Below are 25,803 nucleotides of genomic sequence, written 5' to 3' on the forward strand. Positions count from 1 at the left end.
GCGCCCGGCCGGTCACAACCAGCGGTCGCGTCCGGTGCCCACGGCCTCGGTCACCGAGGCAAAGCCCTCGCGCGCCAGGGCGGCATCGAGATCGCGCGCGATGCGTGCGGCCAGCGACAGGCCCTGATAGGCAAGCGCGGTGTAAAGCTGCACGGCAGTCGCCCCGGCGCGGATCTTCTGCAGCGCGTCTTCGCCCGAACCGATCCCGCCCACGCCGACCAGCGGCATGCGCCCGCCCGTCGCCACCGACAGCCGCGCCAGAACCCGGGTCGACCGCTCGAACAGCGGCGCCCCCGACAGGCCGCCCGCCTGCGCGGCATCGGGCGAGGTCAGGCCCTCGCGCGACAGCGTGGTGTTCGTGGCGATGATGGCATCGACCCCCGCCGTCTCCGCCACCCCGGCCACCGCCTCGATCTCGGCCGGGGACAGGTCGGGCGCGATCTTCAGGAACACCGGAATCGGGCGGGGCAGGGCGGCCCGCGCCGCCATGACCCCCGCCAGCAGCGCGGCAAGCGCATCGGCCCCCTGCAGGTCGCGCAGCCGTTCGGTGTTGGGGGACGACACGTTGACGGTGGCGAAATCGACATGGGGGCCGCAGGCTGCCAGCACCTGCGCAAAGTCACCCGCGCGGTCGGTGCTGTCCTTGTTGGCGCCAAGGTTCAGCCCCACGGGCACCGTGCTGCGCTGCCGGGCGGCCAGACGGGCGGCGATCGCCGTCGCGCCCTCGTTGTTGAAGCCGAACCGGTTGATCGCGGCGCGGTCCGCGCGCAGGCGGAACAGGCGCGGCTTCGGGTTGCCGGGTTGCGGGCGCGGCGTCGCGGCGCCAGCTTCGATCCAGCCGAAGCCGGCGCGCGACAGCGCGGCGATGGCGACCGCATTCTTGTCGAATCCCGCAGCCAGCCCCACCGGATTGCGCAACTCCATCCCCGCCAGCCGCACCGCCAGCCGGGGCGAGGTGACAGGACCGGGCAGCGGAACAAGCCCCGCGTTGAGCGCCCGCAGCGACAGGCCATGCGCCACCTCGGGGTCAAGCCGGTGCAGCAGCGTCAGCCCCGCACGTTCGACCAGGCTCACCGCTGGCTCTCGAACAGATGGCCTTCGGGAAAGATGTGGCCGCTGGCGCCCAGCGGCAGCGACTTGTCCCAGATCACGTCGTCCATGGCCAGCCGACGGTAGAGATGCGGGAACAGCGCGCCGCCGCGCGACGGTTCCCACCTCAGCGCGGCGCCCAGCTTGTCGGCATCCACCGCCACCAGCACCAGATCGCTTTCCGCGGCAAAGTGCCGGGCGGCAGTCTCGGCCACCTGCGCTGCGGTCGAGAAATGGATGTATCCGTCGGCCAGGTCCACCGGCGCGCCTGCCGTTTCGCCCGCGGCGGCGAAGGCATTCCATTCGGGACGGCGGAAGATCTTGAAGATCAGCATGGCCGCGTCATGCACCCGGACCGTTCGCGGGTCAATGCCCGCCATATTGCCCGTTCCGTCATCTGGCCTTCATCTGCGATGGTTACGCCCGACGCCAGACGTTGACTCGGACGCCGTGCAACAGAATTGTGTCAAGGCAAACCAGAACAGGGAGAACCGCCGATGCTGTTCCGTCTTCTTTCCACATCGGCCTTCGCGCTGGCCGCCGGTGCCGCGCAGGCCGACTATACGCTGCATGTCCTGCACATCAACGACCTGCACAGCCGGATCGAGCAGGTCAGCGCCTTCGGTTCTACCTGCGGGTCAAAGGATGCCGAGGAAAACAAGTGCTTCGGGGGCGTTGCACGGGTCGCCACCAAGATCAACGAACTGCGTGACGCGCTGCGGGCCGAGGGCAAGAACGTCATCGTCATCGACGCGGGCGACCAGTTCCAGGGCAGCCTGATGTACACGACCTACAAGGGCGCGGTCGAAGCCGAGATGATGCAGAAGATCGGTTTCGACGCGATGGCGGTCGGCAACCACGAATTCGACGACGGGCCCGAGGGCCTTGCGGCCTTCCTCGACATCGTGACCTTCCCGGTGATCTCGGGCAACATCGACGTCAGCCAGTCGAACGTGCTGGCGGGGCGCGTGCAGAACCATGTCGTCCTGGATGTCGGCGGCGAGAAGATCGGGCTGATCTCGGCGCTGGCCACCGACACGGTGGATACCTCAAGCCCCGGTCCGAACGTGATCTTCCAGGACGAGATCGACAGCCTGAAGGCCGATGTCGACACCCTGACGGGCGAAGGGGTGAACAAGATCATCGCGGTCACCCATGTCGGCTATCGCAAGGACATGGAAATCGCGGCAAAGGTGCCGGGGATCGATGCCGTGGTGGGCGGGCATTCCCACACCTACCTGTCGGCGACCGACCCCAAGCGCCAGGGGCCCTATCCGACCTGGGTCGATGCCGAATCGGGCGGGATCGTGCCGGTGGTCCAGGCCGGGGCCTATTCCGTCTACGTCGGGCATCTTGAACTGACCTTCGACGATGCGGGCGAACTGGTGTTTGCCGGTGGCGACACCATCGTCCTCGATGCCTCGGTCCCGCAGGACGAGGCCATCGAGGCCCGGATCAAGGAACTGGCCGGGCCGATCGAGGAACTGAAGGCGCGCGTGGTGGCCGAGGCGAGCGACGTGCTCGACGGCGAGCGCGGGACCTGCCGCCAGCAGGAATGCGCGATGGGCAACATCATCGCCGAGGCCATGCTCGACCGGGTCAAGGAACAGGGTGTTCAGATCGCGATTCAGAACGGCGGCGGGATTCGTGCCTCGATCGATGCCGGTCCGGTCACCATGGGCGAGGTGCTGACGGTGCTGCCGTTCCAGAACACGCTCTCGACCTTCCAGGTCAGCGGCGAGACCATCGTCAAGGCGCTGGAGAACGGTGTCAGCACGCTTGAGGACGGTGGCGGCCGCTTCCCGCAGGTGGCCGGGCTGAAGTACACCTTCGATCCCGCGGCGGAAAAGGGCGCTCGGGTGTCCGACGTCATGGTGAACGAGGGCGGCACCTGGGGACCGATCGATCCGGCCAAGGTCTATGGTGTCGTGTCGAATGACTACGTCCGCAAGGGCGGCGACGGCTACCGCATGTTCATTGACGCGGCGAATGCCTACGACTACGGCCCGGATCTGGCCGATGTCACGGCCGAATACATGGCCAAGTCGGGCCCGGTATCGCCCGCGCTCGACGGTCGCATCACCCGCAAGTGACGGGCTGACCGGCCGGACGGGGGCGCGCCGCATCGGCGCGCCCTTTCACTTTTCCGCGCAGGCTGTAACGATTGGCCGCGTCGCAACGTAAACAGCAAGGACCATCCATCGCCATGACGGGCGACCCCTTCGAGGACAGGCTTGCACCGCTATGGGCGGCGGCGCGGGGCGGCGATGCGGCGGCCTACCGGACGGCATTGGCGCTGATCGCCGGACGCCTGAGGGCATATTACGGGCGCAGGCTGGCGGGCCAGCCCGACGAGACGGAGGACCTGGTGCAGGAGACGCTTCTGGCCATTCACTTGAAGCGCGACACGCACGACCCGAACCTGCCGGTGTCGAACTGGCTGCATGCCATCGCGCGCTACCGGCTGACCGACCACTGGCGTCGGCAGGGGCGTCGCGGCACGGTCGAACTGGACGACAGCCTGCACGAGGCGCCCGAGACGTCCGAAGGGGTGCAGGCCGCCGTCGCCCGCCGCGATCTGGGCGTGCTGCTGCGCACGCTGCCCGACGCGCAGCGCGAGGCGATCGAACTGGTCAAGGTCGAGGGCTATTCGACCGAGGAGGCCGCCGCGCGGATGGGCATCACGGTGACGACGCTGAAGGTGCGCGTGCACCGCGGGTTGCAGCGTCTCATGGCCAGGGCAGGCGGAGGCGGGGCATGAAGACTGACGACCTGATCGCGATGCTTGCCACCGGGGCCGAGCCCGTCCGGTCCGCCGGCGACATGCGCAGGCTGCTGATGGGCCTGCCGCTGGCGCTTGGCGCCGCGGCGTTCGCGGTTGCGCTGTGGCTGGGGTTCCTGTCGCCCGGCCTCTGGGGGCCGAGTGCGACCCTGCCCAAGCTGATCTATGCGGCGGCGCTGTCCGGCTCGGGGCTGTGGCTGCTGCGGCGTCTGGGGCGACCCGGCGCGCCGGTGGCGGTTCCCGCAGCCATGGTCGCCACCGTGCTGGGCATCGCACTCGCGTCCGGCCTCGCGGACATGATGTCCACCGACGCGGGCGCGCGGTCCATGCGGCTGATGGGCAAGTCGGCGTCCCAATGCCCGCTGGCGATCCTGGCGCTTTCCCTTCCCGCGATGGCGGTGGCGATGGCCGCGGCCCGCCAGCTTGCGCCCGTGCGGCTGCGCCTTGCGGGGGCGGCGGCGGGCCTCGCCGCCGGCGGGCTGGCGGCCATGGCCTATGCGCTGGCCTGTACCGAAGGCGCCCCGGCCTTCATCGCGGTGTGGTACACGCTCGGCATGCTGCTGGCGGCCGGTCTGGGTGCGCTGATCGGCCCGCGCGCGCTGCGCTGGTAACGGCCGCCTCGCATCCGTTCACGGATGGTTCAGGGCACCCGTCCCGGTGTAACGCGACCGGTTTCACGAACGGATGACCCGGTGTCGCGCCCATCAGGGGCACGGCTTGCCAGGGCCCAAGGCCCGGCACGTACAATCGACCCAACGGGAGCCCCTCCATGACCCTTTCGACCACAGCCCGCCGCCTTGTCCTGTCGCTCGTCCTGCTCGCGCCGGTGTCCGCCATGGCGGCGGATGAACATTATCTGGCCGACGGGGTCGCCATCGGCGGCTATGACGCCGTGGCCTATCATACCGCAGGCATGCCCACGAAGGGCGACGCGATGTTCACCGCGACCTATCAGGGCGCGGCCTGGAACTTCGCCTCGGCCGAGAACCGCGACATGTTCATCGCCGATCCCGCGAAATACGCGCCCGCCTATGGCGGCTGGTGCTCGGCCGGTGCCTCGAAGGGCAAGAAGGTGCCGACCAGGCCGGAATTCTTCGCCATCGTCGATGGCCAGCTCTACCTGAACAGTTCCGAGGCCGCCCATTTCAACCTGTTCCTCAAGGATACGGCCGGCACGATCAGCAAGGGCGAGGGCAACTGGAAGCGCATCTTCGCGACCGAGGCCGACAGGCTCTGACACTGCCCTGCGGGGGCGGCACGCGCCGCCCTCGCAGCGCCCTTGATTTCTGCCGGTTCCGCAGGCATGTTGCCCCGATCGGCGACCGGGCCCCTCTGGCATGGGAATGCGGCCCCCCTGCGATGTCGGCGCCGCCCTTCCACCCGCCGCGCGGAAACCGTTTTCATGACACCCCGTCACCCGACCCCCGCCAGCGGGAGGGCTGCCCGATGAGCGGCCTCGCATCCCCGGTGGCGCGTCCCACGCTGTCCTATTTCACCTGGGCCTTCATCGTCACCGCCGCCGGTCTGGCGCTGGGGGCATTGCTGGGCTGGCAAAGCACGGGCACGCTGTCCGGCACGCTGTCGATCTTCTTCATCTGCACCGTTCTGGCGGTGCTGGAGATCAGCCTGTCCTTCGACAACGCCATCGTGAATGCCAACAAGCTCAAGGACATGCGCCCCGAATGGCAGCGCCGGTTCCTGACCTGGGGCATCCTGATCGCGGTGTTCGGCATGCGGATCGTGTTTCCGCTGCTGATCGTGGTGATCGCGGCGAACATCGGGCCCTGGCAGGCGATGGTCCTCGCGGCCACCCAGCCCGAGGAATACTCGCGCATCATGCACGACGCGCATCTGCCGATCGCGGCCTTCGGCGGCACGTTCCTGATGATGGTCGGGCTGACCTATTTCTTCGACCATGAAAAGGATGTGCACTGGGTCCGCTGGATCGAGGAAAAGATCGCCCGCTCGGCCACGATCCGGGGAATCGAGATCGGGATCGTGCTGCTGATCATGCTGGGCTTCTCGCGGCTGCTGCCGGCGGCCGAGGCCGAAGTCTTCGTGATGTCGGCGATCTACGGACTTCTGACCTTCCTGCTGGTCGAGATCCTCGGCGGCCTTCTGGACCAGAGCGACGAGGCGATGGGAACGGCGGCGCGCGGTGGCCTCGGGGCGTTCCTGTATCTCGAGGTGCTGGACGCCTCGTTCAGCTTTGACGGCGTGATCGGGGCCTTCGCACTGTCGCAGAACCTGTTCGTGATCGCCATCGGCCTGGGCATCGGCGCGATGTATGTGCGCTCGATGACCATCATGCTGGTCGAGCGCGGAACGCTGCAGCAGTTCCGCTATCTGGAACATGGCGCGTTCTACGCGATCCTCATCCTGTCGGTGATCATGTATGTCCAGACGCTCGTGCATATCCCCGAGGTGATCACCGGCCTTGGCGGCGCGGCGCTGATCGGCGTGTCGCTGTGGTCGTCGATCCGCTGGAACCGCGCGCGACCGGCCTGAACGGCGGCACTCCCCCGGCACGGCGCCCGACGGTGCCGCGTCTGCGGGTCCGATGGGCGCGGCTTCGGGATTGGAGCGGGCGGCGGTCTCCGGGCTTGAAAATCGAACCCTGAAGCTATCAGCCTTTTCCTATATTTCTCAAAAGCTTCCCAAGCGCTCCGCTTCCGGCTGGATAGTGCCTTGTGTGCCTGAGGTGTGGTAACATTGCGCCGACGAGGCAAGCGGTCATTCCCCGCGACTGGCCACGGACTCGCTGATCTCAGCCAAGATGCCCAAGACAAGGCCGCAGAACAGCAGGGCATAACCTTGGCTTAGAGACAGCTTGCTTTGAGCGGCGGCCTTCTGGGCAGAGTCGATACGGAAGGCCTCTGCCAAAGCGGTTTCGGTCCCGCCCCATCCAATTGCATAGCCTAGGACGATGGACATGAGCGCCACTACGGTCGCAATCCACGCGGCAATCCGTCCCGCTTTGGTGAAGAACATAAGGGCCTCCATTTCAATGCCTTAGGTGTGTTGAACCACATAGCAAGACACTTGTCTGCGCCCTCGTTACAGGGGCCTTCCCGCCTTGCGTTGGGCTTCCTGCTCTTCATGCCACTCAGCCACGCTCTTGCAGAACAGGCCCAAGAACGGATTCCAGAGGATTGGCTCCGTCTGTCCGTTGGGCGTGAAGCTGCAGTGACCTTCGGCGTCGGCTGACCACGTCCCGATGATCTCGCCATCCTTGGTGATCACGTCTCCGCTTTCGCGGTCCCTGTCGCCGTATCCTTCAAGAGTTAAGTGCCAATGGTCCATGATCGAAACCTCGTCCTAATCCCCTCGGACCACGCCGGCGGTCGGCGTCCGCTTTGCTCCCTTCATCGCCTCCACGATCTCCACCGTCTCGACCGACACGCGGGTCACGCGGGCGACTAGGTCGGCGATACTGCCAACTGCCCGATTTGGTGCATTCAACTTGCTTCAAGACAAGTCCCATGTGGCCCCGCGTGTGCTCCAAAGCGCACCGGAACGGAACGCAAGTGTCGGAGGTCGTTGGGAAATATGGCCAAGAAGGGGGTCAAATGGAGCGGGCGGCGGGAATCGAACCCGCGTCTCTAGCTTGGAAGGCTAGGGTCTTACCATTACACAACGCCCGCGCCGGGCCGTCATACTAGGCTGCGGCGCCCGTCGCAAGATGTGCCAAGGGGCGCCGCCGCGATCAGGGCGAGGGTGGCGCCAGCGTCAGCGTGGTGCCCGCATACCATGCGGCGAGTGCCCGGATGTCGTCGTCGCTCAGGTCCGCCGCGATGCCGGTCATGATGTCATGCACCCGCTTGCCCGACCGGAACGCCTTGAGCTGCGTGTCGATGTACATGACGTTCTCACCTGCCAGGTTCGGCGCGTCCTCCATCGTCGCCATGCCGTCGGCACCGTGGCAGGCGGTGCAGGCCTCGGGGGCATCGGCCTCGGTCCGGCCCGCGGGCAGGCCCGCCGTGGGCACCTGCGCCGCGTACCAGGCGGCCAGGTTGCCGATCGCCTCGTCGGTCAGCCCCTTTGCCACGACGCTCATCATCTCGTGCTCGCGCGCGCCCGACCGGAACGCGGCAAGCTGGCGCGACAGGTAGCCCGCCGGTTCGCCCCCGATATGCGGGGCGATCGGAATGCGCGCCATTCCGTCAAGCCCGTGGCAGGTGCGGCACTGGCCCGCCAGAACCCTGCCCGCCGCAGGATCACCCGCCGGAACCTCGGCCAGCCCCGCAAGGGCCGCAAGGTGGGCGAGGACAACCCCGCCCACCAGATGCGCAAGACGCCGCATCAGTTCCCCTCGTACCAGATGCGGTACAGCGCGCCCGCCAGGTCGTCCGACACGATGATCGACCCGTCACGCAGCTGCGCCACATCCATCGGGCGGCCCAGATACTCGCCGTTCTCGTCCAGCCAGCCCTCGGCAAAGGGCTCCATCGTTGCCGTGCCATCCTCGCCGATGAAGGTGACCATCACCCGCGCCCCCACCGGCGTCGTGCGGTTCCACGATCCGTGCTGGGCCGAGAAGATCGCGTTCTTGTACTTCGCCGGGAACATGTTGCCGGTATAGAACGACATCCCCAGATCGGCGGCATGCGCCACCGTCTCGACCACCGGATGCACCACCTCCACCGGCACCTCCTGCCCGGCGTATTCGTTGGTGCGCACGGTGCCGCCGCCATACCAGGGATGGCCGAAGTGCTGGCCCGCCGCGGTCTGGCGGTTCAGTTCGCCCGGCGGGATGTCGTCGCCCATCCCGTCCACCTGGTTGTCGGTCCACCACAGCTCGCCCGTCACCGGGTGAAAGTCGTGGCCGACCGAGTTGCGCACCCCGTAGGTATAGACCTCGCGCCCCGTGCCATCCAGGTTCATCCGGATGATGCCGCCGATGCCATGGCGGTTGTACAGGTCCAGCTTCTCCGGCGGGGCCACGTTGAAGGGCTGGCCCAGCGAGATATAGATCTTGTTGTCCGGTCCGATCCGGCAGACCCGGGCGGTGTGGTTGAACGACTCCTCCTCGACCGGGATCAGGTCACCCTTGGCCACCAGGTTGAACGCCGCGACATCGGGGCTTTCGTAGAAGAACTCGGCCGCCGGGAACAGCAGCACCCGGTTCTGCTCGGCGATGTACAGGAATCCGTCCTTCGAGAAGCACGGCCCGTTCGGGATCGAGAAGGTCAGCGACGGCGCGAAGTTCTTCACCTCGTCCGCCACCCGGTCCTTGTTGCGGTCGGTGACCGCCCAGACCTTGTCCTTGCGCGTGCCGACAAAGGTCACGATCCCCTGCGGCCCCACCGCGATGGACCGCGCATCGGGCACCACGGCGTAGAGCCCGATCTTGAACCCCGGCGGCAGCGTGATGCGTTCGAGGTTCCTCTTGATCCCCTCGGCATAGTCGCCACCCTGCTCCACGAAGATGAATTCCGTGGTGCCGGTGGACTGGAAGTTCGACAGTTTCTCAAGATTGTCGGGAACGGCGGCGCCCTGTGCCAGCGCGCCACCCGCCGTCAGCGCAAGGGCCGCGACGGTGCCTGTCAGTCGATGCATGTTTTCCTCCCCATCATGATGGCCCGAAGCGTGCAGCAGCACACACCGGCCAGGCCGATGCGCAGCGGCTGCGCCGGTTTCGGGGTGCCGGGGCATGGCGGTTGGCAGCGTCGCAAACCCCCGGTATTGGTAAGGTTAGTGCACCAATTTACGCCGGGTCAACGGATTCTCGCCCCATGGTTGCGGGGATGTATACGACTTTGGTCGCAACTTGTGCATGACGCAGGCCGCCTGCGGCAGCGCAGGGCCTGTCGGCCTGTCCCGGGCCCCTAAAGGTGCTCGGCCTGCGGCATCCCCAGCACGTGGAACCCGCCATCGACGCGCACCACCTCGCCGGTCGTGAAGGCGCCGTAGTCCGAGGCCAGCCAGACGGCCGTGCCCCCCACCGCCTCCAGCGTCGCATTCGACCGCAGCGGTGCATTCGCCTCGGTATGGCGAAAGGTCGCGCGGGCCCCGCCGATCGCGGCTCCTGCCAGCGTCTTCATCGGGCCGGGGCTGATCGCGTTCACCCGGATCTTCTGCGGGCCAAGGTCATTGGCCAGATAGCGCACCGAGGATTCAAGCGCTGCCTTGGCCACGCCCATCACGTTGTAGTTCGGCGTCACCCGGTTCGATCCCTGAAAGGTCAGCGTCAGGCAGGTGCCGCCATCCGGCATCATGTCCGAGGCCCGGCGGCAGATGTCGATGAAGCTGAAGCAGGAAATCGTCAGCGAGTTCTTGAAGTTCGCCCGCGACGTGTTGATGAACCGGCCCGTCAGTTCGGCCTTGTCGGAATAGGCGATGGCGTGGACGATGAAATCCATCGTCCCCCAGCGGTCGCGCAGCGCCGCGAAACAGGCGTCCAGGCTGTCGTCGTCCGTCACGTCCACATCGACCAGCAGGTCCGATCCGACCGACGCCGCCAGCGGCTCCACCCGCTTGCCGAAGGCTTCGCCCTGATAGCTGAATGCCAGCTGGGCGCCCTCGTCGGCCATGGCCCGGGCAATGCCCCAGGCGATCGACCGTTCGTTGGCAACGCCCATGATCAGGCCGCGCTTGCCCTTCATCAGATCGGCCATGGCCGTTCCTCCTGCCCTGTCCCCGATCAGTCGCGGTACCTGCTCATCACCAGCGTCGCATTCGTCCCGCCGAAGCCGAAGCTGTTGGACAGCACGCCGTCGATCTCGACACCCTCGCGCAGCGTCGTCACGATTTCCTCGGGGCGCAGCGCGGGGTCCAGCGTGGTGACATTCGCCGACGCCGCGATGAAGCCCGCGTTCATCATGATCAGCGAATAGATGGCCTCATGCACCCCGGTTGCGCCCAGCGAATGCCCGGTCAGCGACTTGGTCGAGGCCACCGGCGGCGTCCTGCCGTCACCGAACACCCGGCGGATCGCCTCCATCTCGGTCACGTCGCCCACGGGGGTGCTGGTGCCATGGCTGTTGATATAGTCGATGCGCCGCCCCTCGGGCAGCGTCGACAGCGCCAGCCGCATCGACCGCTCGCCGCCCTCGCCCGACGGTGCGACCATGTCGTGCCCGTCCGACGTGGCACCATAGCCCGTCAGTTCGCCATAGATCCTCGCGCCCCGCGCCAGGGCATGCGAAAGCTCCTCCAGCACCACGACCCCGCCGCCGCCCGCAATCACGAACCCGTCGCGCGTGGCGTCATAGGTCCGGCTCGCCGTCTCGGGCGCGTCGTTGTACTTGCTGCTCATCGCGCCCATGGCGTCGAACAGGCAGGACAGTGTCCAGTCCAGTTCCTCGCCGCCGCCCGCGAACACGATGTCCTGCTTTCCCATCTGGATCAGCTCCGCGCCGTTGCCGATGCAATGCGCCGAGGTCGAGCAGGCCGAGGTGATGGAATAGTTCACGCCCTTGATCTTGAAGGGCGTCGCCAGGCAGGCCGAGGTGGTCGACGACATCCCCTTTGTCACGCCGAAGGGGCCGATGCGTTTCGGGCTGCCGGTCTCGCGCACGATGTTATGCGCCTTGAAAAAGCTTTTCGTGGACGGCCCGCCGGACCCCACGATGATCCCCGTGCGCTCGTTCGACACGTCGGCCGCATCCAGCCCGCTGTCTTCGATCGCCTGTTTCATCGCGATGAAGTTGTAGGCCGCGCCGTCGCCCATGAAGCGCAGGTCGCGCTTGTCGATATGGTCCTCCAGCACGATCTGCGGCTGGCCATGCACCCGCGACCGGAAGCCGTGCTCGGCATACTCCGGCGCAAAGACGATGCCTGACCTGCCGGCCCGCAGGCTGGTCTCGACTTCGGTGACGGTATTGCCGATGGGCGATACCACGCCCATTCCGGTGATCACGACGCGGCGCATGGCTTCTCCTTTCGCGTCACGAGGCCGACAGCGCGACCTTCATGTCCTTCACCTGATAGATGACCTCGCCGTCGGCTTCCACAATCCCGTCGGCAACGCCCATGGTCAGGCGGCGGGTGGTCAGGGCCTTGGTGAAATCGACCTTGTAGGTCAGCATCCTGCGGTCGGGCCGGACCATCCCGGTCAGCTTGACCTCGCCCACCCCCAGGGCATAGCCACGCCCCTGCCAGCCGCGCCAGCCCAGGTTGAACCCGGTCAGCTGCCACAGGCCGTCCAGCCCCAGGCATCCGGGCATGATCGGGTTGCCGGGAAAGTGGCAGGCAAAGAACCACAGGTCGGGCGTGATGTCGAACTCGGCCACCACATGGCCTTTGCCGTGCTCGCCCCGGTCCTCCGAAATGTCGGTGATCCGGTCCATCATCAGCATCGGCGGCTCGGGAAGCTGGGCGTTGCCGGGGCCGAACAGCTCGCCCCGCGCACATTTCAGAAGGTCGTCGCGGTCGAAACGTGTCGGAAAATCCGCCATATGGCGCGGTGCCTCCCCTTGCCCTGCCCTCGCTCCGGCCGCGCAATCACCGGCCTGTCACATCCTGTAACACCGCGCTTCGCCGGGGTGCAAGTGCGCCCCGCGCCGAGGTCAGAGCGGGCGGACCACCGGAAAGCCGTTCATGTCGTCGAACCGGCAGAACGCCGGGCGCGCAAGATCCAGAACCGGCAGCCGCCCGCGCATCTCCCGGGTCAGGCCGTCCAGCCGCGCGGCAAGCGCGGGCAGCGCCGCGCGCGGCAGCCAGCGGCGCACATAGGCCAGTGTCAGGTGAAGGCGATAGGTCGCATGATTGGCCCTGCGGATGCCCAGCCGGTCCGACAGCGCATCGCGCCAGGCGCGGGCCGCCGCCTCGTCCGCTGGCGTGACCCCCGCGAGCTGCAGGCCCATCGGCGTGACGGCGGTGATCGCCATGCGAAACGCGGGCAGCGCCGGAAACCCCTCCAGCCGCGCCGCCAGCGCCGCCGTCATCGTCTCGATGGGCGTGTCGGTCGGCAAGCCGGTTGCCCAGCCATCCGCATCCCGGGCGCTGTCGATCACGCCGTCGAACAGCGTCATGTGCCAGCTTGCGGGGGTGGTGAGGGCGAAATGGTCGGCATGGGGCAGGGCCATCAGCGCCGCGCGCAGGTCCAGCAGCGCCGCCTCGCTGGCCGATCCCGGGACAAGCTGGCAGATCACCGTATTCCCCGCCTCGGGCAGGAACCGCCCGGCCAGGTCGAACCGCCTGCCCAGATGGCGGTTCGGCGGATCGCCAGCCGGTGACACATGATCCTGCCAGTCCTGCACGGCCCCTCCTGTCACGCCCCGCCACGGCCGAATCGTGCCGATCCTGCCCATTCATCATGCAATCCGCCGCGCAACCCAACCCCGCCGCCGCCGCCGCGGCGCATGGGGCTGGCTATCGGCGACGATTGGCCCCATGTGCAGGATTGGCAGCGCGAACGGGTCGCGGCGCCGAAAGGCGGGCATCCATGCTGATCCGGTTCGGCCATCACATCACCATCCGCTGCGCGCAGCCGACGCCGCTGATCTGCCTGCTGACGCTGCATGACGAACGGCGCGACGATCTGGACCGGCAGGGGCCGGTGATCACCGACCCGCCGGTGCCGGTGTCGCGCTACCGCGACCTGTTCGGCAACACCTGCCTGCGGATGCTGGCGCCGCAGGGCGACTTCTCGATCCGGCAGGATTGCACCGTCCGCGACAGCGGCCTGCCCGATGCCCATCTGCCCGATGCCCGGGAAACCCCCATCGCCGACCTGCCCGACGAGACGCTGATCTACCTGCTCGGCAGCCGCTATTGCGAAACCGACCGCCTCAGCCAGACCGCCTGGAACCTGTTCGGCAACCTGCCGCCCGGCTGGGCGCGGGTGCAGGCGATCTGCGACTATGTGAAGGGGCACATCCGCTTCGACTACATGGCCGCCCGCGCCACCCGCACCGCCGGCGACGCCCAGGCCGAACGGGTCGGCGTCTGCCGCGACTTCGCCCATCTGGGCATCGCGCTCTGCCGCTGCATGAACATCCCGGCCCGTTATGTGAACGGCTATCTCGGCGACATCGGCGTGCCGGTGGTCGACCCGATGGACTTCTCGGCCTGGATGGAGGTCTGGCTCGACGGTCGATGGGTGACCTTCGATCCCCGCAACAACACGCGCCGGATCGGCCGGGTCAAGGTGTCCCACGGGCGCGATGCGGCGGATGTGCCGCTGGTGCATTCCTTCGGGCCGCACACGCTGCAGCGGTTCACCGTCTGGGCCTACGATCTGGCCGCGCCCCCGCCGAACCTGCCCGACTGATCCGGCCCCCGCGGGTCGCGCAGGGGCCGGACAAGGCCGTCAGAGCCCCGGCAGGATGTTCAGCACCGACCGCTGGCCGAAGGTCGTGCCGCGCTTGGCGCCAAAGGTGAACTTGCCGCCGATCTTCACGTAGCCCTCGCTGTCCGACAGGCCCAGCACCTCGGCACGCGCCGCGCCGATCTCGCCAAACACCTTGACGTTCGGCGTCACCGCGTAATCGCCGTTCAGGCTGTAGCGCGTGGCGTTCAGCGGGCCGACATCCATCTGGTCCAGCGACACGCCCACACCCAGCTGCTCGGTTGCCGCATAGCGCGTCGAAAGCCCGATCAGCGTCCCCGACACGCCCTGTTCCTCGCCCCGTCCGACATAGGCCTCGAACCCCGTGCGCCCGGCCATGTGGCCGAACTCGAAACCCACGAAATTCAGCGACTCGCCCGCCGCACGGTCAAGGCCCACGAACACCCCGGCCGACGTGTTCGCGTTCAGGTGATAGATGCCGTGCAGAACCCCGGTCGTCACCGTCTCGTCCGCGAAATTCAGGCGGCTGCCGCCCAGGTCGAACTGGACCGAGAAATCGCGGCTGAATCCGACCTCGACCGAACCCGCCAGCGAGGTTTTCGCAACGTCGCCATCCTCGGTGAATGCCGAGTGCGACAGGGTGATGCTGCCGCCGGTCACCTGCTGCGCCATCGCGCCCGGTGCGGCAACAACACATGCGGCCGCAACAGCGGCGCAAACGCGAACTCTCATGAACTGCTCCTGTAGATGCGCGGGCTTGTGCCCGTCTGGTCTGCCCGGGGTCCACATGACCCCGGCGCAGACCGTAACCCATGGTGCAGGCTTGCAAAACCAGATGCCGCGCAATTCCGCGCGAGCAGTAGGCGACGTGTTCGTCGCGCAACACCACCGGTTGATCGCCGGGCTTGCGGGCGCACGGGCAACCGGCGGGCAGCGGCCTGCGCCCGCCTCGCGCCATGCCGGTGCGTCGATGCGCGTTTCACCGGCATGGCCGCGTCACCTGGCCGGTCCGCGGGCGCTTTCGACAAATCCCGATTGAAACACGCGGGCTTCCTGCCCTATATTCCGGACATGGAGCCATTTGCCACGTCTGTTTCCGATACCGCCGCCGCGCGCGGCGAAACCTGGCTTGCGCAGGGCGGCCTGCGGCCGACGCGGCAGCGCGTGGCGCTTGCGGTGCTGCTGGTGGGCGACGGTCAGAACCGCCATGTCACCGCGGAAAGCCTTTATGCGGCAGCGGCCAACGCGGGCGAAAGCGTCAGCCTGGCGACCGTCTACAACACGCTGCGTGCGTTCTGCGACGCCGGGCTGATGCAGGAGGTCGTGGTCGACGGATCGAAAAGCTACTTCGACACCCGGATGGACGACCACCCCCATTTCTACTGGGAAGACAGCGCCACGCTGACCGACGCGCCGGCGGACGAACTGGAAATCGCGCGCCTGCCGCGCCCGCCTGCGGGAACCGAAATCGCGCGGGTCGATGTCGTGATCCGGCTGCGCCGGGCCTGACGCGGGATCCCCGCGCCGGTCGACCTGCGCCTCCGGATTGCGGTGCAATTCCTAACAGGTGGTTAATGACCCCTGTGCAACCCCTTGAAATCCCACATGCGGCCAGGCGTCCCACGGTGGGACGCCCCGTTGCCTGTCACGGCTTGACCGCCCGCAGATGCGTCGGGCAATGCTCTCCGCTGTCCAGAACCGGGATCATCCGGTCCCACAGCTCGATGTTGTGGTCCACGAAATCCTGCCCCACCGCTTCCGCCATGGCCGCGCCCTCGGTCCCCCGCAGCCGGTCGCGCTCGGCCCGCGCCGCCGTCCGGTACCAGGCGTTGCGGCTGACCGTCTCGATCGCCCCGAACCCCGCCGCCGCCATCGCGGCCGCATAGGTCCGCGCCGAGGCCATGCCGAAATCCAGGCCCTCCGCCGCGATATAGGCCGCCATCTCCGCCGATGGCTGGCCGTCATGCCCGATCAGCCAGTCCGACGCCAGGAACATCCCGCCCGGCCGCAGCACCCGGAACACCTCGGCCATCAGCGCGGCCTTGTCGGGGATGTGGACGATGGAATCCTTCGAGAACACCACGTCGAAACAGCCGGGCGGAAAGGGCAGGGGGCCGGGCGCCACCTTGGCCAGCCCGATGCGCCCCGCCAGCCCCGCCGCCGCGATCACCGCCCGCCCGCGCCCGATCACGCCGTCCTCGACGTCGATCCCGGTCACCCAGGCCGCCCCGTGATCGCGCGCCAGGCACAGGCTGACCCCGCCCGCGCCGCATCCGATGTCCAGCACCGACAGCCCGTCCAGCCGCCGCCCGTCCAGGATCCGCGCCACCTCTTCCGGTCCGCCGGGCGACAGGAACCCCTCGCCCCACAGCCCTTCCAGAAAACGGATCAGCCGGTCGTGATACAGTTCGTCCATCGGCGCCCCCATCTGCCCGGGTGGCAGGCTGCCACGGCGGCGGCGGCGGTTCAACGGCGGCGATGCCGGGCCCTATGCCGGGCGGTTCCCGGCCAGCCAGCGGTTCACCGCCTCGGCCGCCTGCACCGCCCCGGACCCCGAGGAATAGACCACTGTCAGCGGCAGCACCTCGGCCCGGCCGTCCACCCGCAGCGCGCAGCGCCGGGTGGTGGCGCCGCTGCCCCCGGTCGATCCCGTCTGCACCACCGCTGCCCGGATGTCGCGCAGCGCCACCGTTTCCTCGCGGGTCGCGCCGATCCTGACCTCGCGCCAGACCATCGCGCCCGCCGCCCGGTCGAAGATCGCGATCGAGCGGCGGATCAGCACGGCGCCGATCCCCCCGAACAGCGCCGCCCCGCCGAGCATTCCGACGGCCAGCCAGGGCGCTTCGGCCAGCGTCGTGATCGCGACGGCCACGAAGATCAGGACACCGCCAGCCATCGCGATGCCCATGACCCAGGGCCGGTCCTCCAGCACCAGGCGCTCGGGCGTGTCCTGCCGGACCCTCACACCGGCCCCAGCCAGCGCTGCACCGCCGCCACCGCCCGCGATGCCGGGCGGTAACCCAGATAGGCCGATCCCAGCGGCAGCGCCCCCTCGCGCAGCGACACCACGGCCAGCGCGCCGCGCGCGGCCCCCGGCTTCATCGTGTCGCGCCCGCGCGAAATCGTGGCGCCGGTGACCTGCGCCAGCGGCGCCCCGCGCCGCCGCGTCCCGGTCACCGTCCATTCCGTCACCTCGACCGTCCCGGCCCGCCGGTCGAACACCGCCCGGGCGGGCCGCACGAAGACCGCGAAGGCCACCGCGCACAGCACCGCCCCCGCCCCGATCATCAGCGTGCCGGGCAGGTCGCCCTCTGACCAGAGGGCCAGCGCGATCCGCGCGGTTCCCAGCGTCGCCACAGCCAGCCCCAGCCCCATCAGCCAGGGCCGGTGCACCAGCACCAGCCGCTCTGCCGTCTCCTCGATCACCCGCATCCGCCGTTCCCCCCGGACACATGCTGCGCGCGGGGGGCGGCCCGGTCAACCGGGGCGATCACCACGAATTGCCCTTTGATCCCGCGGCGCCCCGCGCTAACCCTGTGCCATCCGTCGCGGGAAGGGCCAACATGGGCTTCGACAACTGGGATGAGGTGCGCACCGCCTTTCAGGTCGCGCGCCTGGGCACCGTCTCGGGCGCGGCCGAGGTGCTGGGGGTCCACCATGCCACGGTGATCCGCCACATTGATGCGCTGGAAAAGCGGCTGGGCGTGCGGCTGTTCCAGCGTCATCCGCGCGGCTACACGCCGACCGAGGCGGGGCGGGATCTGCTGGCCGTGGCGCAGGTCACGCAGGAACAGTTCGCGCAGCTTGCAGGCCGCATCCGGGGGCAGGGCGAGTCGGTGACGGGCGAACTGGTCGTCACCTCGATCAGCGGGCTGGCGCCGATCCTGGCCCCGGTGCTGGCCAGTTTCCGTGCCGCGCATCCCGGGCTGATCGTCCGGTTCCTGTCCGACCTGCGGCTGTTCCGGCTGGACTTCGGCGAGGCGCATGTGGCGATCCGCGCCGGTGCCGCACCGTCCGAGCCCGACAACGTGGCGCAACCCTTCCTGCGGCTGCGCAACGCGCCTTACGCATCCACCGACTATGTCGCCGCGCGCGGCAAGCCCGCGACCGAGGCTGACCTGGCCGCCCATGACCTGGTGGGGGCCGACGACCCGCAAAGCCGGGCGCCCTTTTCCGTGTGGATGCGCGACCATCTGCCCGAAGACCGCGTGGTGTTCCGCGCCAGTGAACAGGCGGGGATCGAGGCCGCCGTCCGCGCGGGCGCCGGGATCGGCTTCATGCCGGTCTGGCAGGGCGATGCCGATCCCGCGCTCGTCCAGATCCTGCCGCCCCGGCCCGAATGGGATGCGCCGCTGTGGCTGGTCACCCATGTCGACCTGCACCGCACGCTGAAGGTGCAGCGGTTCCTTGCGCATCTGAAAGAGGCGGCGAAGGGCTGGCAGGGGCTGTGACATGACGGCGGCCCGCCTTGCCCGCCTGTCGGAGCCCGCGCGCGGGCATCTGGCCATGCTGGCCTTCTCGGGTCTCGTGGCGGGGTCGTTCAGCCTGGGCGCGCGGGCCGCGCCGCTGATCGATCCCGGCGCGCTGACGGCGCTGCGGTTCCTGCTGGCGGGGCTGATCGTGGGGGCGGCCGCCCTTGCCACCACGGGCATTCCCCGCAGCGCCTGGCGGGCGCCCTGGCGCTATGTGCTGCTTGGTGCGCTGCTCGCGGCCTATTTCGTGCTGATGTTCGAGGGGCTCAAGACGGCGACGCCGGTATCGGCCGCGGCCGTCTTCACGCTCACCCCGCCGATGGCGGGCCTGTTCGGCTGGCTGATGCTGCGGCAGGTGACGACACCGCGCATGGCGCTGGCCCTGGCGGCGGGCGGGGCAGGGGCGCTGTGGGTGATCTTTCGTGCCGACATCGCCGCGCTGATGGCGATGAACATCGGCCGGGGCGAGGTGGTGTATTTCTGGGGCTGCCTGGCCCACGCGGTCTATGCCCCGATGGTGCGATGGCTGAACCGGGGCGAACCGGCCATCGTGTTCACCTTCGGGATGATGGTGGCGGGCTTCGTGATGCTGACGCTGTGGTCATGGCCCGCGATCCGCGCGACCGACTGGTCCGCGCTGCCGCCCCTGGTCTGGATCACGCTGGTCTATGTGGCGGTCGCCGCATCGGCCATGACCTTCGTGCTGCTGCAATATGCGGCGCTGAGGCTGCCCTCGGCAAAGGTCATGGCCTATACCTATCTGGTGCCCTCGTGGGTGATCTTGTGGGAACTGGCCGCGGGCGGTGACGCCCCGCCGGTGGGCGTGCTGGCCGGTGTGGCGCTTACCGTCGCGGCACTGGGCCTGCTGCTGAAGGAAGAAACCGTCAAAACGCCAGAATCCCCGCGACAAACCGCGCCCATGTGATAGCGTCGCGTCCATCTCCGCACCCCCGGAATTTCCCGGCATAACGGCGGAAACGAGGAAACGGTCGTGCCGGTCTGGCCCGGAATTTCGCATGCCGTCGGGCGGTCGTTTCCGCCAAACCCAACCACACGCGCGGAGCACGCATCATGACGTCGATCCACAAGCTGGTCGATGACCGTCAGTTTCAATCGTTCATCATCGGGGTCATCCTGGTCAACGCGGCAATCCTGGGGCTGCTGACGCTGGACCTTTCACCGGGCCTGCGGAAATTCCTGGAGCTGCTCGACAACCTCTGCCTTGTCGTCTTCGTGGCCGAGATCGCGATGAAGCTGTTCGTCTACCGCGGGCAGTTCTTCCGCGATGGCTGGAACATCTTTGACGCGGTGGTCGTGGGGATCGCCCTGCTGCCCGCCACCGGGTCGCTCAGCGTGCTGCGGGCGCTTCGGGTGCTTCGGGTGCTGCGGCTGGCCACCGCCGTGCCCTCGATGCGGCGGGTGATCAACGGCATGTTCGCGGCATTGCCGGGCGGGGCCTCGATCGCGGGGATCCTGTTCATCATGTACTACGTCGGCGCCATCATCGGCGTGACGCTGTTCTCGAAGAACGTGCCGCAGTATTTCGGCGACATCGGCACCACCTTCTTCACGCTGTTCCAGCTGATGACGCTGGAAGGCTGGAACGGCATCGCCGACGAGGTGATCGTGCATCACCCGCGCGCATGGATCTTCTTTGTCTGCTTCATCATCTTCACCAACTTCACGACGCTGAACCTGCTGTTCGGCATCATCGTGGACGCGATGGAGAAGGCGAAGGAAGAAGAGGTGCGGGAAGAGATGGCGGTGCAGGGCGTCGAGGTGGAGGAAGTGTCGGACGGCCTGCGCCTTGCCAAGATCGAGGAAGACGTCAAGCACATCCGCGCCATGCTGGCCCGCATGGAAGCCGAGCGCATCGGCGCCTGACGCAGGGGCGCGGGCAGGCCCCCGAGGGGCTGCCCGCCACCGCACTCACGGCCGCATGTGCCGCGCCCGCGCGCCCCATTCGATCGCCGCCGCGTGCAGCCGGTCGACGCTCAGCTCGTGCCTGACCTCCTCCAGCATCCGCAGTTCGACCTCGCGCAGGCTGCCGTCCGCCGCCGCCACGTCGCAGGCCAGGGCATAGGCCGTCTCGTTCAGGTGGTCCGGCAGGCCGTCGCGCACCAGGCCGAACAGCGCCTCCAGCCCCTCCTCCTCCTCGAACAGGTCCATCACGACCTGGGTGATCTGGCGGAAGCGGTCCGGGTCATAGCCCTCGAACACCGGCAGGCTGCCGACGATCCGCTGGATCGCGACCAGTTCCGAGGTGCGGATCTGTTCATCCGACATCGACACCGCCACCATGATCGCAAGCAGCGCGTCCTGTGGGGTCATCGACGGGGGCGTGTCGGGCATCGGCGGCTCCTGTTGCGGCGTTGCGGCGGAGATTATTGACGCGCGCCCCCCCCGGCAATAGAGGACGACAGCCCCGAACCCCGGAAGGATGCGCCCCATGTCCGCCCTGCGCGACGCCGCGATGAAATCGAAAGCCTGGCCCTTCGAGGAAGCGCGCGCCATCCTGAAGCGATTTGGCGGCAAGGACCCGGCCAAGGGCCATGTCCTTTTCGAAACCGGCTACGGTCCCTCGGGTCTGCCGCATATCGGCACCTTCGGCGAGGTGGCCCGCACCACCATGATCCGCCGCGCCTTTGAGGTGATCAGCGACATTCCGACGCGGCTGATCTGTTTCTCGGACGATGTGGACGGGATGCGCAAGGTGCCCGACAACGTGCCCCGGCAAGAGATGCTGCGCCAGCACATGCAGAAGCCGCTGACGTCTGTCCCCGATCCCTATGGCGAGTTTGCAAGCTTCGGGCACCACAACAACGCCATGCTGCGCCGGTTCCTGGACACGTTCGGGTTCGAGTACGAATTCATCAGCGCAACCGACTTCTACCGCTCGGGCCGGTTCGACGACACGCTGCGGCTGGCCGCCGAACGCTACGATGCCATCATGAAGATCATGCTGGCCAGCCTGCGCGAGGAACGCCAGCAGACCTATTCCTGCTTCCTGCCCATCCACCCCGAAACCGGGCGTGTCCTGTATGTGCCGATCAAGCATGTCGATGCGCGGGACGCCACGATCACCTTCGATGACGAGACGGGCCGCGAATGGACGGTGCCGGTCACGGGCGGGCATTGCAAGCTGCAGTGGAAGCCCGATTTCGGCGCCCGCTGGGCCGCGCTGGGTGTCGATTTCGAGATGTATGGCAAGGACCATTCCACCAACACCCCGATCTATGACGGTATCTGCGAGGTGCTGGGGGGCCGGGCGCCCCATCACTTCACCTACGAGCTGTTCCTCGACGAGGCCGGCCAGAAGATCTCCAAGTCAAAGGGCAACGGCCTGACCATCGACGAATGGCTGACCTATGCGTCGACCGAAAGCCTGTCCTACTTCATGTACCAGAAGCCCAAGACGGCCAAGCGCCTGTGGTGGGACGTGATCCCCAAGGCGGTGGACGAATACCACCAGCAGCTCAGCGCCTATCCGGCGCAGGACGCCGACGCCCGGGTCAACAATCCGGTCTGGCACATCCATGGCGGCAATCCTCCCGCCTCCGGCATGGTGGTGTCCTTCGCGATGCTCCTGAACCTCGCGTCGGCGGCGGCGGCCGAGGACAAGGCGGTGCTCTGGGCCTTTCTGCGCAAATATGCGCTTGGCGCCACGCCCGAGGCGAACCCCGACCTGGATGCCGCGGCGGGCTATGCCGTGCGCTACTACAACGACAAGGTCCGGCCGACCAAGGCTTACCGGCTGCCTGACGACCGCGAACGCGCCGCGATCTCGGACCTGCGGGGGCGGCTTGCCGCCTGGGACGGGGCAGTGGCGGACGAGGCGTTGCAGAGCGTGGTCTATGCCGTCGGCAAGGACCACGGGTTCGAACCGCTGCGCGACTGGTTCCGCGCGCTCTACGAGGTGCTGCTGGGCGCCTCCGAAGGCCCGCGCTTCGGCGGCTTCGTGGCGCTCTACGGGCTGGCCGAGACGGTGGCCCTGATCGACCGGGCGCTTGCCGGGGAACTCGCCGCCGCCTGACCCGGCCGGCCCTAGCCTTCGCGCCAGACCCGCCACCAGTCCACGATGATGCCCGCCACCGCATCGGGGTCGGCGGCGTAAAGCCGCCCGCCCGCTTCGAACACCTTCGCCTCGATCTCGGATGACATCAGCCGTGCCTGCGCCCGGACCGCCATGGCCTCGGTCCCGGCCGCGCCCTCGGCGTCTGCGGTCAGGGCCTGGAACACCGCAAGATCGTGGTGTTCGCCCAGCCATTCGCCCAGATCGTCGGCAAGCGATTGCCACACCGCCACGGCATCGGGCCAGACGGGCGACAGCAGGCGGGTCTGGTACCACAGGTCCTTCGCCCGCTTGCGCCAGTCGTGCAGCGCCTCGACCTCGCGCGTGGCCCGGGCCTCCTGCATTGCCGAGGCGCCCCGGCGCAGGCTGCGCGCCAGCGATGCCTTCAGCACCGCCGCGCCCTTTCCCTTGACGCGCCATTCCGGCACCCGTTCCGCGACCCCCTGCAAGGCCGTGCGCGCCGCCTCGGCCGCTCCGGGCAGGTCTGCCCCCGCGCGTGCCGTCTCGACGCGCGCGGCAAGCATCGCCCGCAGCGGCCCATCGGCCCCGGGCGCCAGCCGGTCGTGCCACATCAGCATGACCTCGGCGTCGCGCACTGGCGAAAGCCCCCGCGCCGCGTCGCGCAGCACGGCAATCTCGTCGGTCGCCCGCGCCATGCCGGGCCGGACCAGCCGCAGCAGGCCGCGCAGTTTCTTGATGCGCTTGCGCAGGTCATGCACCCCCGCGGCATCGGGCGGCCCGGGGTCAAGCTGGGCAAGCGCGGCTGCGATCTCGGTGGCCGCGATGCGGCGCAGTCCGGCGGTCAGGTCAGCGTCGCGGCGGCGGAAGGCAAAGCTCATGCGGCGATCATAGGGGCGCCGCCTGCGACCCGCAAACGAAACGAGTCGCGGGCAGGACCACCATGAAACTTGATCCCCGGGCAGTTCGTTCTAGGCTTCATCCAAGGCCCCCCGAACACCGGAGCGTTCCGATGCGCCAGACCCTGCTCGCCGCCGCCTTCGTCCTGCTCGCCGCGCCGGCCCATTCACAGGGGGCCGATCGCGCGGGCATCGAATCGACCATCCTCGGCCAGATCGAGGCGTTCCGCGCCGACGATTTCGCCACGGCCTTCACCTTCGCCGCCCCGAACATCAAGGGCATCTTCCGCACGCCCGAGAATTTCGGCGCGATGGTCAGGAACGGCTATCCCATGGTCCATCGTCCCGGCAGCGTCCGCATGCTGGAACTGCGCGAGGTGGCAGGTGCCCTATGGCAGCGGGTCATGGTGACGGATGCCGAAGGGCGCACGCATCTGCTCGACTACCAGATGCTTGCCACCCCCGACGGCTGGCAGATCAACGGTGTGCAACTGCTCAAGGCGGCCGGGGTCGGCGCCTGAATCGCTTGACGCCGCCGGTGCGACCCGCTAGACGGCGCCGATGGAACGGGTATGGGGCTGCGTCCGGCGGCACAATACCCTGTTGAAACAAGGAATACGACGATGTCGCGCGTGTGCGAACTCAGTGGCAAGGGCCCGATGGTGGGCAACAACATCAGCCACGCCAACAACAAGACCAAGCGGCGCTTCCTGCCGAACCTGAACGAGGTCACGCTGATCTCGGACATCCTCGGCCAGTCGTTCAAGCTTCGGATCTCGGCGCATGCCCTGCGCACGGTCGATCACCGCGGCGGGCTTGACGGTTTCCTCGCCAAGGCGAAGGATGACGAACTGTCGCCCAAGGCGCTGAAGATCAAGCGCGACGTGGAAAAGGCGCAGACCGCCGCCTGATTGCCGGGCGCCGTAGCACCCGCAAGGCCCCGCCCCGGCGGGGTCTTTGTCATTTGCGCGGTTTTGTCCGCTTCACCCCGAGCCGCCAAGGCGCTATTCCAGCCGGATGATCTGGCGCTCCGCCCTGTCGCTCGTCCTGGCCGTCGTGCTGGCGCTCGTCTCGCAGACGGGCGCGGTGGCACGCGCGCAGGCGGGCGTGCCGGGGCTGGAGATGGTGCTGTGCACCGGATCGGGAACCGTCACCGTCACGCTGGACGCAGAAGGCAACCCCACCGGCCCCCGTCATCCCTGCCCCGATTGCCTGGCGGCCCTTGCCCCCTTCCTGCCACCCGCGGCCCCCGTGCTGCACCGCCCCGCCACCACCGGCCGCAGCATCCTGCCGCCGGGTCAGCCCGTCGCCATCCCGCGCCCCGCACCGGCGCCGCTGGCCCGTGCCCCGCCCCTGCGGGCCTGATCCCGCAATCCGATCAGTCCCAACCCGCCGACAGGAGCATTCCATGCTGTCCCGCATCCTTCCCGCCGCATTCGCGGCCCTTCTGGCCTTTCCCGCACTCGCCCATGACGGCGTCCACATCGAGAACGCCTATGCCCGCGTCGCCGCCTCCGGTTCGGGGGCGGTGTTCTTCGACATCGTCAACCACGCGGCCGAGGCCGACCGCCTGGTCGCCGCCGCCTCGGATGCTGCCGCCCGCGTCGAACTGCACACCCATGTGCAGGATGCGCAGGGCGTGATGCGCATGGTCGAGGTGAAGGACGGCATCCCGGTCGGCGCGAACGAGACGCGCAGCCTCATGCGCGGGGGCGACCACGTCATGCTGATGGGCCTGACGCGGCCGCTCAAGGACGGCGACGTGATATCGGTCACCCTGACCTTTGAGCGCGGCGAGGCGATCACCGTCGAGGTTCCGGTGGATAATGCCCGCAAGGCCGGCGACGGCGCGCATGGCCACGGTCACGGCGAGCAGTCGGGCCACAACATGCACAACCACCATGGCGCCCCGACGGCGGTCGACACGGCCGGCATGGCCGATGCCGATGCGATCGTTGCCGTCATGATGGCCCAGTTCGACCGCCCCGAGGCGCCCCTGAACGTTGGCCCCGTGACCGTCGAGGGCGTGCATGCGCTGGCCTCCTGGGCGCAGGATGACAAGGGCGGCCGCGCCCTGCTGCAACGGCGTGACGGGCAGTGGACCATCGTGCTGTGCGGTGGCGCCGACCTGCGCCTGCCGTCCTTCCTGACGCAGCACGGCGTCGGCCCCGCGGAACGGCTGGCGGCCGCCTTTGCCGGTGCCGAGGATGCGATGGGCAGCGAGAAGGTGGCGCTTTGGTCCTCCTTCGAAGGCATCGTGATGGTGGGCGGCGTCCATACCGGGCACTGAACGGCGC

31 protein-coding genes and 1 tRNA gene are annotated in these 25,803 nt (G+C 68.3%); 15 read left to right on the forward strand and 17 right to left on the reverse strand.

Annotation, left to right across the window (positions count from 1 at the left end; genetic code table 11):
- Positions 1–12: 12 nt before the first annotated feature.
- Together KF887_05810 and KF887_05815 are read right to left on the reverse strand one after the other, a co-directional pair.
- On the reverse strand, positions 13–1,074 hold the full coding sequence (locus KF887_05810; protein ID QYK42623.1) for a quinone-dependent dihydroorotate dehydrogenase: 1,062 nt from the start codon (positions 1,072–1,074) through the stop codon (positions 13–15).
- Positions 1,071–1,424: a DUF952 domain-containing protein gene (locus tag KF887_05815; GenBank protein ID QYK42624.1), complete on the reverse strand. Its 354-nt coding sequence runs from the start codon at positions 1,422–1,424 to the stop codon at positions 1,071–1,073. Before KF887_05815 ends, KF887_05810 begins: the two co-directional genes overlap by 4 nt.
- 162 nt (positions 1,425–1,586) lie before the next feature.
- Here KF887_05815 and KF887_05820 point away from each other — a divergent pair, with 162 nt between their 5' ends.
- From KF887_05820 to KF887_05840, 5 genes are all read left to right on the forward strand, one after another.
- Positions 1,587–3,182, forward strand: coding sequence for a 5'-nucleotidase C-terminal domain-containing protein (locus KF887_05820; protein ID QYK42625.1), 1,596 nt, complete (start codon positions 1,587–1,589; stop codon positions 3,180–3,182).
- Between the two features lie 113 nt (positions 3,183–3,295).
- Positions 3,296–3,850, forward strand: a complete 555-nt coding sequence (locus KF887_05825; GenBank protein QYK42626.1) for a sigma-70 family RNA polymerase sigma factor — start codon at positions 3,296–3,298, stop codon at positions 3,848–3,850.
- Complete coding sequence (locus tag KF887_05830; GenBank protein QYK42627.1) at positions 3,847–4,482, forward strand: DUF1109 domain-containing protein; 636 nt, start codon at positions 3,847–3,849, stop codon at positions 4,480–4,482. The genes KF887_05825 and KF887_05830 overlap by 4 nt, the downstream gene beginning before the upstream one ends.
- A 158-nt stretch (positions 4,483–4,640) precedes the next feature.
- Entirely contained in the window at positions 4,641–5,108 is a 468-nt protein-coding gene (locus tag KF887_05835; protein ID QYK42628.1) for a YHS domain-containing protein, read from the forward strand.
- A gap of 209 nt (positions 5,109–5,317) precedes the next feature.
- Positions 5,318–6,379 carry a DUF475 domain-containing protein gene (locus KF887_05840; GenBank protein ID QYK42629.1) on the forward strand — a complete coding sequence of 354 codons (1,062 nt, stop codon included), beginning with the start codon at positions 5,318–5,320 and terminating at the stop codon, positions 6,377–6,379.
- A gap of 225 nt (positions 6,380–6,604) precedes the next feature.
- Here KF887_05840 and KF887_05845 read toward each other — a convergent pair whose 3' ends face one another.
- The 9 genes from KF887_05845 to KF887_05885 form a co-directional block, all read right to left on the reverse strand.
- Positions 6,605–6,862 (reverse strand): hypothetical protein, encoded by a 258-nt coding sequence (locus tag KF887_05845; GenBank protein QYK42630.1) that lies wholly within the window; start codon positions 6,860–6,862, stop codon positions 6,605–6,607.
- A 66-nt stretch (positions 6,863–6,928) separates the two neighbouring features.
- Positions 6,929–7,174 carry a hypothetical protein gene (locus tag KF887_05850; GenBank protein QYK42631.1) on the reverse strand — a complete coding sequence of 82 codons (246 nt, stop codon included), beginning with the start codon at positions 7,172–7,174 and terminating at the stop codon, positions 6,929–6,931.
- Between the two features lie 267 nt (positions 7,175–7,441).
- Positions 7,442–7,515, reverse strand: a tRNA-Gly gene (locus KF887_05855).
- Between the two features lie 62 nt (positions 7,516–7,577).
- Positions 7,578–8,174 (reverse strand): c-type cytochrome, encoded by a 597-nt coding sequence (locus KF887_05860; protein ID QYK42632.1) that lies wholly within the window; start codon positions 8,172–8,174, stop codon positions 7,578–7,580.
- Positions 8,174–9,430 (reverse strand): PQQ-dependent sugar dehydrogenase, encoded by a 1,257-nt coding sequence (locus tag KF887_05865; protein ID QYK42633.1) that lies wholly within the window; start codon positions 9,428–9,430, stop codon positions 8,174–8,176. The genes KF887_05860 and KF887_05865 overlap by 1 nt, the downstream gene beginning before the upstream one ends.
- A 269-nt stretch (positions 9,431–9,699) precedes the next feature.
- A complete protein-coding gene (locus tag KF887_05870; GenBank protein QYK42634.1) occupies positions 9,700–10,488 on the reverse strand; it encodes an SDR family oxidoreductase in 789 nt (262 codons plus the stop codon).
- Between the two features lie 26 nt (positions 10,489–10,514).
- The gene (gene fabB / locus KF887_05875; protein QYK42635.1) at positions 10,515–11,744 is read right to left on the reverse strand and encodes a beta-ketoacyl-ACP synthase I; all 1,230 of its coding nucleotides are present in this window, start codon (positions 11,742–11,744) and stop codon (positions 10,515–10,517) included.
- Between the two features lie 16 nt (positions 11,745–11,760).
- Positions 11,761–12,270: a bifunctional 3-hydroxydecanoyl-ACP dehydratase/trans-2-decenoyl-ACP isomerase gene (gene fabA / locus KF887_05880; protein ID QYK42636.1), complete on the reverse strand. Its 510-nt coding sequence runs from the start codon at positions 12,268–12,270 to the stop codon at positions 11,761–11,763.
- Positions 12,271–12,381: 111 nt separating this feature from the next.
- Positions 12,382–13,074, reverse strand: a complete 693-nt coding sequence (locus KF887_05885; protein QYK42637.1) for a DUF1868 domain-containing protein — start codon at positions 13,072–13,074, stop codon at positions 12,382–12,384.
- A 185-nt stretch (positions 13,075–13,259) separates the two neighbouring features.
- On the opposite strand from KF887_05885, the gene KF887_05890 reads away from it, so the two are divergent.
- Positions 13,260–14,087, forward strand: a complete 828-nt coding sequence (locus KF887_05890; protein QYK42638.1) for a transglutaminase family protein — start codon at positions 13,260–13,262, stop codon at positions 14,085–14,087.
- A 39-nt stretch (positions 14,088–14,126) separates the two neighbouring features.
- Here KF887_05890 and KF887_05895 read toward each other — a convergent pair whose 3' ends face one another.
- Complete coding sequence (locus KF887_05895) at positions 14,127–14,837, reverse strand: hypothetical protein (GenBank protein ID QYK42639.1); 711 nt, start codon at positions 14,835–14,837, stop codon at positions 14,127–14,129.
- Positions 14,838–15,176: 339 nt separating this feature from the next.
- Here KF887_05895 and KF887_05900 point away from each other — a divergent pair, with 339 nt between their 5' ends.
- Entirely contained in the window at positions 15,177–15,614 is a 438-nt protein-coding gene (locus KF887_05900; GenBank protein ID QYK42640.1) for a transcriptional repressor, read from the forward strand.
- A 136-nt stretch (positions 15,615–15,750) separates the two neighbouring features.
- Here the strand turns inward: KF887_05900 and KF887_05905 are convergent, their stop codons facing one another.
- From KF887_05905 to KF887_05915, 3 genes are all read right to left on the reverse strand, one after another.
- Positions 15,751–16,521 (reverse strand): methyltransferase domain-containing protein, encoded by a 771-nt coding sequence (locus KF887_05905; GenBank protein ID QYK42641.1) that lies wholly within the window; start codon positions 16,519–16,521, stop codon positions 15,751–15,753.
- A gap of 72 nt (positions 16,522–16,593) precedes the next feature.
- A complete protein-coding gene (locus KF887_05910; GenBank protein ID QYK42642.1) occupies positions 16,594–17,070 on the reverse strand; it encodes a hypothetical protein in 477 nt (158 codons plus the stop codon).
- On the reverse strand, positions 17,067–17,537 hold the full coding sequence (locus KF887_05915) for a hypothetical protein (GenBank protein ID QYK42643.1): 471 nt from the start codon (positions 17,535–17,537) through the stop codon (positions 17,067–17,069). The genes KF887_05910 and KF887_05915 overlap by 4 nt, the downstream gene beginning before the upstream one ends.
- Before the next feature lie 131 nt (positions 17,538–17,668).
- Between KF887_05915 and KF887_05920 the strand changes: the two genes are divergently transcribed.
- The 3 genes from KF887_05920 to KF887_05930 all read left to right on the forward strand — a co-directional run bounded on the left by KF887_05920 (position 17,669) and on the right by KF887_05930 (position 20,461).
- Positions 17,669–18,556: a LysR family transcriptional regulator gene (locus KF887_05920; protein ID QYK42644.1), complete on the forward strand. Its 888-nt coding sequence runs from the start codon at positions 17,669–17,671 to the stop codon at positions 18,554–18,556.
- Positions 18,557–18,611: 55 nt separating this feature from the next.
- Entirely contained in the window at positions 18,612–19,502 is an 891-nt protein-coding gene (locus tag KF887_05925; protein QYK43457.1) for a DMT family transporter, read from the forward strand.
- Positions 19,503–19,648: 146 nt separating this feature from the next.
- On the forward strand, positions 19,649–20,461 hold the full coding sequence (locus KF887_05930) for an ion transporter (protein QYK42645.1): 813 nt from the start codon (positions 19,649–19,651) through the stop codon (positions 20,459–20,461).
- 45 nt (positions 20,462–20,506) lie between these two features.
- On the opposite strand, the gene KF887_05935 is transcribed toward KF887_05930, so the two are convergent.
- Positions 20,507–20,929, reverse strand: coding sequence for a tellurite resistance TerB family protein (locus KF887_05935; protein QYK42646.1), 423 nt, complete (start codon positions 20,927–20,929; stop codon positions 20,507–20,509).
- A gap of 97 nt (positions 20,930–21,026) precedes the next feature.
- Between KF887_05935 and KF887_05940 the strand changes: the two genes are divergently transcribed.
- Positions 21,027–22,610, forward strand: coding sequence for a lysine--tRNA ligase (locus tag KF887_05940; GenBank protein ID QYK42647.1), 1,584 nt, complete (start codon positions 21,027–21,029; stop codon positions 22,608–22,610).
- A gap of 11 nt (positions 22,611–22,621) precedes the next feature.
- Here the strand turns inward: KF887_05940 and KF887_05945 are convergent, their stop codons facing one another.
- Entirely contained in the window at positions 22,622–23,488 is an 867-nt protein-coding gene (locus KF887_05945; GenBank protein ID QYK42648.1) for a CHAD domain-containing protein, read from the reverse strand.
- Between the two features lie 131 nt (positions 23,489–23,619).
- On the opposite strand from KF887_05945, the gene KF887_05950 reads away from it, so the two are divergent.
- The 4 genes from KF887_05950 (at position 23,620) to KF887_05965 (ending at position 25,796) form a co-directional block, all read left to right on the forward strand.
- Positions 23,620–24,027, forward strand: coding sequence for a DUF4864 domain-containing protein (locus KF887_05950; GenBank protein QYK42649.1), 408 nt, complete (start codon positions 23,620–23,622; stop codon positions 24,025–24,027).
- 102 nt (positions 24,028–24,129) lie between these two features.
- A complete protein-coding gene (rpmB, locus tag KF887_05955) occupies positions 24,130–24,417 on the forward strand; it encodes a 50S ribosomal protein L28 (GenBank protein QYK42650.1) in 288 nt (95 codons plus the stop codon).
- Between the two features lie 106 nt (positions 24,418–24,523).
- Entirely contained in the window at positions 24,524–24,871 is a 348-nt protein-coding gene (locus KF887_05960; GenBank protein ID QYK42651.1) for a hypothetical protein, read from the forward strand.
- Positions 24,872–24,914: 43 nt separating this feature from the next.
- Positions 24,915–25,796, forward strand: coding sequence for a copper chaperone PCu(A)C (locus KF887_05965; GenBank protein QYK42652.1), 882 nt, complete (start codon positions 24,915–24,917; stop codon positions 25,794–25,796).
- Positions 25,797–25,803: the final 7 nt, after the last annotated feature.

The organism is Paracoccaceae bacterium (assembly GCA_019454225.1).
Lineage (GTDB): Bacteria > Pseudomonadota > Alphaproteobacteria > Rhodobacterales > Rhodobacteraceae.